Source organism: Nocardiopsis rhodophaea (assembly GCF_039530945.1).
Classification (GTDB): Bacteria; Actinomycetota; Actinomycetes; order Streptosporangiales; family Streptosporangiaceae; genus Nocardiopsis_C; species Nocardiopsis_C rhodophaea.
The window spans coordinates 229,166-235,750 of sequence record NZ_BAAAPC010000008.1 but is presented as its reverse complement, the minus strand read 5'-3'; the positions used below and the strand labels follow the sequence as shown (position 1 = coordinate 235,750).

9 protein-coding genes and 1 rRNA gene are annotated in these 6,585 nt (G+C 68.6%); 5 read left to right on the top strand and 5 right to left on the bottom strand.

Annotation, left to right across the window (positions count from 1 at the left end; genetic code table 11):
- A 16S ribosomal RNA gene (locus ABD259_RS11525) occupies nucleotides 1-110 on the bottom strand; the annotation flags it as partial.
- Between the two features lie 611 nt (nucleotides 111-721).
- Here ABD259_RS11525 and ABD259_RS11520 point away from each other — a divergent pair.
- Nucleotides 722-1,690 (top strand): RNA polymerase sigma-70 factor, encoded by a 969-nt coding sequence (locus ABD259_RS11520; RefSeq protein ID WP_344162116.1) that lies wholly within the window; start codon nucleotides 722-724, stop codon nucleotides 1,688-1,690.
- Nucleotides 1,691-1,801: 111 nt separating this feature from the next.
- Nucleotides 1,802-2,404: a TIGR03086 family metal-binding protein gene (locus ABD259_RS11515; RefSeq protein ID WP_344162113.1), complete on the top strand. Its 603-nt coding sequence runs from the start codon at nucleotides 1,802-1,804 to the stop codon at nucleotides 2,402-2,404.
- Between the two features lie 130 nt (nucleotides 2,405-2,534).
- Here ABD259_RS11515 and ABD259_RS11510 read toward each other — a convergent pair whose 3' ends face one another.
- On the bottom strand, nucleotides 2,535-2,693 hold the full coding sequence (locus ABD259_RS11510; protein ID WP_344162110.1) for a hypothetical protein: 159 nt from the start codon (nucleotides 2,691-2,693) through the stop codon (nucleotides 2,535-2,537).
- 176 nt (nucleotides 2,694-2,869) lie between these two features.
- Here ABD259_RS11510 and ABD259_RS11505 point away from each other — a divergent pair, with 176 nt between their 5' ends.
- The 3 genes from ABD259_RS11505 (at nucleotide 2,870) to ABD259_RS11495 (ending at nucleotide 5,014) form a co-directional block, all read left to right on the top strand.
- Nucleotides 2,870-3,118 carry a hypothetical protein gene (locus ABD259_RS11505; RefSeq protein ID WP_344162107.1) on the top strand — a complete coding sequence of 83 codons (249 nt, stop codon included), beginning with the start codon at nucleotides 2,870-2,872 and terminating at the stop codon, nucleotides 3,116-3,118.
- 17 nt (nucleotides 3,119-3,135) lie between these two features.
- A complete protein-coding gene (locus ABD259_RS11500) occupies nucleotides 3,136-3,525 on the top strand; it encodes an HD domain-containing protein (RefSeq protein ID WP_344162104.1) in 390 nt (129 codons plus the stop codon).
- A gap of 202 nt (nucleotides 3,526-3,727) precedes the next feature.
- Nucleotides 3,728-5,014, top strand: a complete 1,287-nt coding sequence (locus tag ABD259_RS11495) for an NAD(P)/FAD-dependent oxidoreductase (RefSeq protein ID WP_344162101.1) — start codon at nucleotides 3,728-3,730, stop codon at nucleotides 5,012-5,014.
- Here the strand turns inward: ABD259_RS11495 and ABD259_RS11490 are convergent.
- From ABD259_RS11490 to ABD259_RS11480, 3 genes are all read right to left on the bottom strand, one after another.
- Entirely contained in the window at nucleotides 4,968-6,053 is a 1,086-nt protein-coding gene (locus ABD259_RS11490) for an ABC transporter permease (protein ID WP_344162098.1), read from the bottom strand. The two genes, ABD259_RS11495 and ABD259_RS11490, sit on opposite strands and share 47 nt — an antisense overlap.
- Nucleotides 6,043-6,165 (bottom strand): VOC family protein, encoded by a 123-nt coding sequence (locus ABD259_RS11485; RefSeq protein WP_344162095.1) that lies wholly within the window; start codon nucleotides 6,163-6,165, stop codon nucleotides 6,043-6,045. Before ABD259_RS11485 ends, ABD259_RS11490 begins: the two co-directional genes overlap by 11 nt.
- Nucleotides 6,166-6,229: 64 nt before the next feature.
- On the bottom strand, nucleotides 6,230-6,547 hold the full coding sequence (locus ABD259_RS11480) for a VOC family protein (protein WP_344162092.1): 318 nt from the start codon (nucleotides 6,545-6,547) through the stop codon (nucleotides 6,230-6,232).
- Between the last annotated feature and the right edge of the window lie 38 nt (nucleotides 6,548-6,585).

The window sequence follows — 6,585 nt, the reverse complement described above, 5'->3', positions numbered from 1 at the left end:
ACTCACCCGTTCGCCGCTCGTGTACCCCCGAAGGGGCCTTACCGCTCGACTTGCATGTGTTAAGCACGCCGCCAGCGTTCGTCCTGAGCCAGGATCAAACTCTCCATCAAAGGCCAAACACCCAACCACGCCGCAGCATGGCGGGCAAACCTGGAAGAGCAAACCCTGACCGACCGGGAACCCCCGGTCAATCAAAGGAACCCCGAGCACCCCGCAACCCCCACGGGTTCCGTGTGCTCACAAGGGGCCAAAACAAACTTGGCTGAAAGAAAAACAAACACGCGCTGTTGAGTTCTCAAGAAACAACCGCTCATCCCATACAAACCAACCCGGAAATCATCCCGGTCCGGCTTTTCTGCAGAGGCGGTGCGTTCCGCTTTGTTATGTCTCCGACTTTATCAGGGCTTCCGCAACCCGCCAAATCGGCGGATTTTCGCGAAATCTCCCTGACAAAACGCCTACACAGTATCTCCACACCAAAACCGGACCGACACACCGAGGCATGCCAGCCAGGCTTCCAGCTTCGTACCCTGCAGACGCGGCTGCCACCGCTGGGACTAGCCCGGGTGACGCCGGAGAGAACTATGCCGCCCCGAGCGCCGGATGAACCGGCTGCTTCAAGGCGACTCGGACAACTGTAGTCCCCCTCCCGGGCAACACCAACCCGGGGACATGTGACCCCGGACACCCACCCATCGGCCCTGCGTCTAAACTCGGCTACGTGCCAGCACCGTCCCATGGCCATGACGTCTCTGAGTTTGAGGCCCAGCGGCCTCGGCTCTTCGCTATTGCCTATCGCCTCCTTGGCTCAGCGACCGAAGCCGAAGACGCGGTACAGGACGCCTACCTGCGGTGGAACGACGCTGACCACAGTCTCATCACGACGCCCGCAGCGTGGCTGACTAAGGTGCTCACCAATCTCTGCCTCAACCGCCTCACCGCCGCCCGTACTCGTCGGGAGGCGTATGTCGGTCCGTGGCTTCCAGAACCGGTGATGACGCCTGACTCCTCGCTCGGGCCTCTGGAGACCGTCGAGCAGCGTGAGTCCGTGTCCATGGCGCTGTTGATCCTGCTGGAGCGATTGACGCCCGCCGAGCGGGCGGTGTTCGTCCTACGTGAGGCATTCTCCTACCGCCACCGCGAGATCGCTGACGTCCTGGACGTCAGCGAGGCCAACTCTCAGCAGGTTTATCGACGTGCTCGACAGCGCCTGAAGGCGGAGGAGAACAGCCGACCGCTGTTCGAGGCACGCCCCGAGAAGCACGGCCGGATCGCTGAGCTCTTCTTTGCCGCCGCGCGTAGCGGCGACCTCACGGATCTCGAACGGCTCCTCGCCGACGACGTCACCGCGTGGTCGGATGGTGGGGGCAAGGCCGGTGCCGCGCGACGCCCCATCATCGGTGTCACCAGGGTGGCGCGCTACCTCCAAGGGCTCTACCGCCAGATCGACACGGTGGTGGAAGAGAGAGTCGGCCCTGGCCTCACGGTCTATTCGGCGGAGGTCAACGCAGACCCCGCTCTCGTGATCACGACGAACAGCGGCCCCCTCGCTGTGGTGGTCTTCGAGGTTCACGACGGGCGAATCGCGTCGATCCGCACCATCGTCAATCCGGACAAGCTCGCCTTCATTGGTGCGCAGCTCCCGCACGCCGACGGGAGCAAGCTCCTCTGGTCTTCTCTGCCTCGCTGATCAGGAGGGCGCACTGGTCTGGTCTGTCCTAACCGCATGTCCCAACCTTTGGTGGCCCCGGACACGGTGGTGACTCGCGGGCGTTCGTGACCGTGGAGTCAACGTGAAGCGGTGAGGAGCGTTGGCATACACGACCATCCGGATCTTGGCCCAGCCGCGCGTCGCATGAGCGGTGTGCTCGCAGGGCTTCCCGATGGGGAACTGCCAGCACCGACCCCATGTGTCAACACGTCCGTGGGAGACCTGATCGACCACGTCATGGCGCTGGCGCTCGCCTTCCGGGAGGCCGCCGAGAAGAGTGGTTCGGTCGCGGACGGCCCTCCCCCGGCTCCTTCGGCCGCGAACCTGCCGTCCGACTGGCGCGATCTCCTGGCCCGACGGCTCGACGACCTCGCTGCGGCGTGGCGCGATCCTGCTGCCTGGCAGGGCACCACCGCGGCCGGGGGCCTCGAACCCCCCGGCCAGGAGGCGGGGCTCGTCGCTCTGGACGAGCTTGTCCTGCACGGATGGGATCTTGCCCGCGCCACCGGCCAGCCCTACGCGTGCGGCCCCGCGGAGGTGGATGCCTGCCTCGCCTTCGTGGCGAACGTGCCCGATGATCCGCAAGCGCGCGAGGGCTTGTTCGGGCCGGTTATCGATGTCCCGGAGGACGCCCCGCCGTTCGACCGGCTTCTTGGACTCAGCGGTCGTGACCCATCGTGGGTCCCCGCGTAGCGTCCAGGCGTGCCCTCTCTCCTTTCCCTCTCCGCGTCATCGACGTGCGATCTCCGGTCCGCGTGGGGGAAGAGGGGAACGGGGGAAGTGGGGAAACATGACCCGACGACACTGCGCCTCTTCGCTGGAGTTACTCGGCCACCCGTGTTCTCGCGCACTGGCGGCGGGCGCGGGCGGATGACGCCGTCACCGCGTGGGCCGCGGCTACCGCCACCGCCGCCAAGACGATCACCGGCCAGTTCGCCGACCACGGGGACACCACCGCCAACGCGAACGTAGCGATCGGCATCCCCACAGCCGCGGCCGTTCCACTCCACGCAACCGTGCGGGCCAGTCCCTCCGGGCCTGTCGACCCCTCCAGGGCAATGGAGGTGAAGAATCGGCACGCGAGACTTCCTGTAACGGCCAGTGCCGCCGTCGCGAGCAGGGCGGCGAGCACTGCCAGCGCGGCGAGGTTCGCGACCAGTGCCTCGGCCGCGTCCGGCGGTCAACCTCGCCGCGCTCCACGTGCCCGAGGTCTCCTCACTGGCCGGACCTGCGCACGGCAGGGCCTACCTCACCGTCATCGCGGCCGTCTGGTTTATCCCCGCCGAAGCCGCTTCGGGGGCCAAATGGCGCGCCGTCGTCCCAGGAATCGGCGGCCTTCTCGCACTGCGGCACCTGAACCGCGGCGTCGCGGAGCCCGCCTCCACACCCCCACCCAACGACCCGTGACCAATGGCCAATCACCCATGACCAGCAGAAGGGCAGAACCGGTGAACGACCTCTATGACGGCCTGGTCTTTCCCCGCACCCAGACGGCGCTCGCAGCGCTCCGCTTTGCCAAGCGCGTGGAGCACCCGGCGGTCTTCAACCACAACATGCGCACCTATCTCTACGGACGCTTCGCCGGTGAGCAGGACGGCGTGCTTCCGGGCCGCGACGACGAGGCGCTCTTCCTCGGGTGCGTCCTGCACGACGTGGGGCTGAGCGCCGAAGGCGACGGCGACCAGACTTTCAACGTCGACGGCGCCGACCTCGCGGCGCGCTTCCTGACCGAACTGGGGCTGGGCGACGACACGGTCGAGACCGCCTGGGACGCGGGCGCACTGCACCTGTGCTTCGAGATCGCCCCGCCGTAAGCGCCCGGAGGTCGCGCTGGTGACGACGGGTGCCGGGTACGAGCTCGGCATCCACCCACGCCATCCCCTGCCCGACGGCTACCCCGGGGCGCCGCGGTAACCCCTGGCCAACGTCAAGGGCTTCGAGCCCTGTCATGAATCGGCCCTCTCCTCGGTTCAGGGGGTGCCATCACAGCGGATACCGAAGGGAAGGGAAACATCGATGACCCACCGCATCCTCATCCTCGGCGCCGGCTACGCCGGGCTCACGACCGCCGCGCGCCTCGCCCGCCGACTCCACCCGCGGGACGCCCACGTGACCCTTGTCAACGCGGTTCCCCACTTCGTCGAACGCGTGCGACTTCACCAGCTGGCCGCCGGACAGCGGCTCACCGAGCTCCCCCTCCAGAAACTCCTGGTTGGAAGCGGTGTCCAGCTGGTCGTTGGACGGGTGACGTCCCTCGACCCCGAGCGGCGGCTCGTGCACGTGGTTAAGGCGACCGAGGGGCGATCCGGCGGTGAGCTCAGCCTCGAATACGAGACGCTCGTGTACGCGCTCGGAAGCACGGCCGACCTCGGCACGACGCCCGGCGTCGCCGAGCACACCTTCACCATCGCCGACGCCGAGGGGGCCGCCGCTCTGCATGACCGGGCGGCGGATCTCGACGCCGCCGGGGGTGTCCTCGGGATCGTGGGCGCGGGACTGACGGGAATCGAGGCCGCGGCCGAATTCGCCGAGGCTTTCCCCCGTCTGCGCATTCGTCTGCTGTCCGACGGCGAACCGGGCGAGGGCCTGTCCCCTTCCGCTCAACGGCATCTCTGTCGCGTGTTCCAACGGCTGAACATCGACGTCCGGACGCACGTGCGCGTCACGGAACTCCGGCGGGACGATGTGCGGATCGAGAGTGGCGAGGCGATCCAGGTCGATGCGACGCTCTGGGCCACGGGGTTGGTTGTTCCCGCCCTGGCCCGCGAGTCCGGGCTTGCCGTCGATGACGACGGACGCGTTCTGGTGGACCAGACGATGCGGTCGTTCTCCCACCAGGACGTGTACGCGGTCGGCGACGCGGCCCTGGCCCACGGTCCCGGTCGGCTCTCCGACCAGCCGCTGCGCATGTCCTGCGCGACCGGGATACCGATGGGATGGCAGGCGGCCGACGCGATCGCCGCCCGTCTGCGCGGGGGTGATCCGCGCCCGTTCCGCTTCCGCTACGCCCCGCAGACCATCAGCCTGGGCCGACAGGACGGTCTCATCCAGTTCGTGCGCGCCGACGATTCCCCGCACCGGGCGATTCTCACCGGCCGCCCCGCCGCGCTGTGGAAGGAGAGCGTCGTGCGGGGCGCCATGTGGTCGATGCGCTACCCCGGGTTCTCCCTCACGCCGCCTCGGCGCCGCGCCGCGCGGGGCGTCGATGGCGGGCCGAGGCAGGTGCGAACGGGTGGGGCGACGTCATGGGCCACCGCTACGACAGCCCCGACTGGCTCCGGCCGGCATCGCGGTCAAGCCTGATCCTGGGGTCGAGCCGGGCCGTGGCGATCTCGCCGAGGAGGTTGGCGGTGATGACGATCGCTCCGGTGATCAGCACAACCGCGAGCAGTACAGGGTAGTCCTGCGTCTGGGCCGCTTCCAGGGCCAGCCGCCCCATGCCGGGCCACGTGTAGATGAGTTCGATCGCGTAGGCCCCGGCCAGGAGCTGGGCGACGCCGGTTCCAAAGCGGGCGGCGAAGGGGACCAGTCCCGGTCGCAGGATGTGCCGGGTCCGCACCGTCCATGGCGGCAGGCCACGCGCCTCCGCGTTGAGGACGTGTGTGGATCCGCGCACCCGGGCGACGCCCGTCTCCACCAGTCGGACGTAGACGCCGAAGTGGTGCCCGAACGTCAGGGCGAGGGCGGGAAGTGTGACCGAGGCAGCCACAACAGCGGGCGTCAGCGGCTGGCCTGGCGACCCGAGGCCGCCCGAGGGGAACCAGCCCAGCCAGACCGAGAACACGAACAGGAGCAGCAGCGCGCCGACGAACCCGGGGACGCCGCCCAGCGCGAACATGGCCAGCTGGATCGCGCGGCGCAGGGCGGCGCTGCGGGTCAGACCGGCGACAAGGCCGACCCCGACCGCGCCGATGAGGCTGAACACGGTCGCCACGGCGGCCAGGAGGAGGGTCCAGGGCAGGCTGTCGGCGATCGCGTCGATCACGGGGCGGCCGGTCATGTAGGAGGAGCCGAGGTCGCCCTGGACGACCCCGCCGACCCACGCGGCGTAGCGGACGGGCATCGGCTCGTTCAACCCCATGGCGTCGCGCTGCATCGCGACGGCCGCTTCGCTGACCGGTCGCCCGCCAGATCGGGCTTCCAGCACGTTCCGGGCCGGGTCGCCGGGGGCGAGGTCCAACAGGAGGAAGCAGACCACGGACAGGACGGCGGTGACCATGACCGCAGCGACGATCCGCCGGGCGATGAACCGGGTGATGGTGCTCCTCCTGTGACTGAGGGGTGGGTGTGGGCGGGGTGAGGGGGTGGGGGCGGAGCGGGCGGTTCGTCCGTCACCCCGCACCCCTCTGCTGGATAAGGTCCCAGCGGTTGCCGTACAGGTCCCGAAAAACGGCGACCCTCCCATAGTGCTCGTGCCGGGGATCCTCCTCGACCTGCACCCCCGCCGCTGACATGCGGGCATGCTCGGCGCCGATGTCGTCGGTGCAGAGGAACAGGCTGACACGTCCGCCCGTCTGGTCACCGACCCGCGCGCTGTTCCGAGGTCACCGCGCGAGCGAGGAGCAGCGCGGTCTGCGGAGCGCCCACCGACCCAACCGCCGACCTACCCGTCCCCGCTGCGGATCCGGCTCCCGCTGTCGTCGGAGCGACGACCACCCACCCCTTCCCTTCATACGCATCGTCGAGCGGAGTGTCCTCGACAAGATCGAAGCCGAGCGTGCCGACGAAGAAGTCGCTGGCCTCGGCGTACTCCCGAACGATGAGGGTGACCAGCCCGAGGTTCGGTATCCCGTAATCCTCTCCTCGACTGTGCCCCCGGGTTCGCGGCCCTAGCACCCACCTGCACTCGAAGGGATCCACACCAGGGACAAACG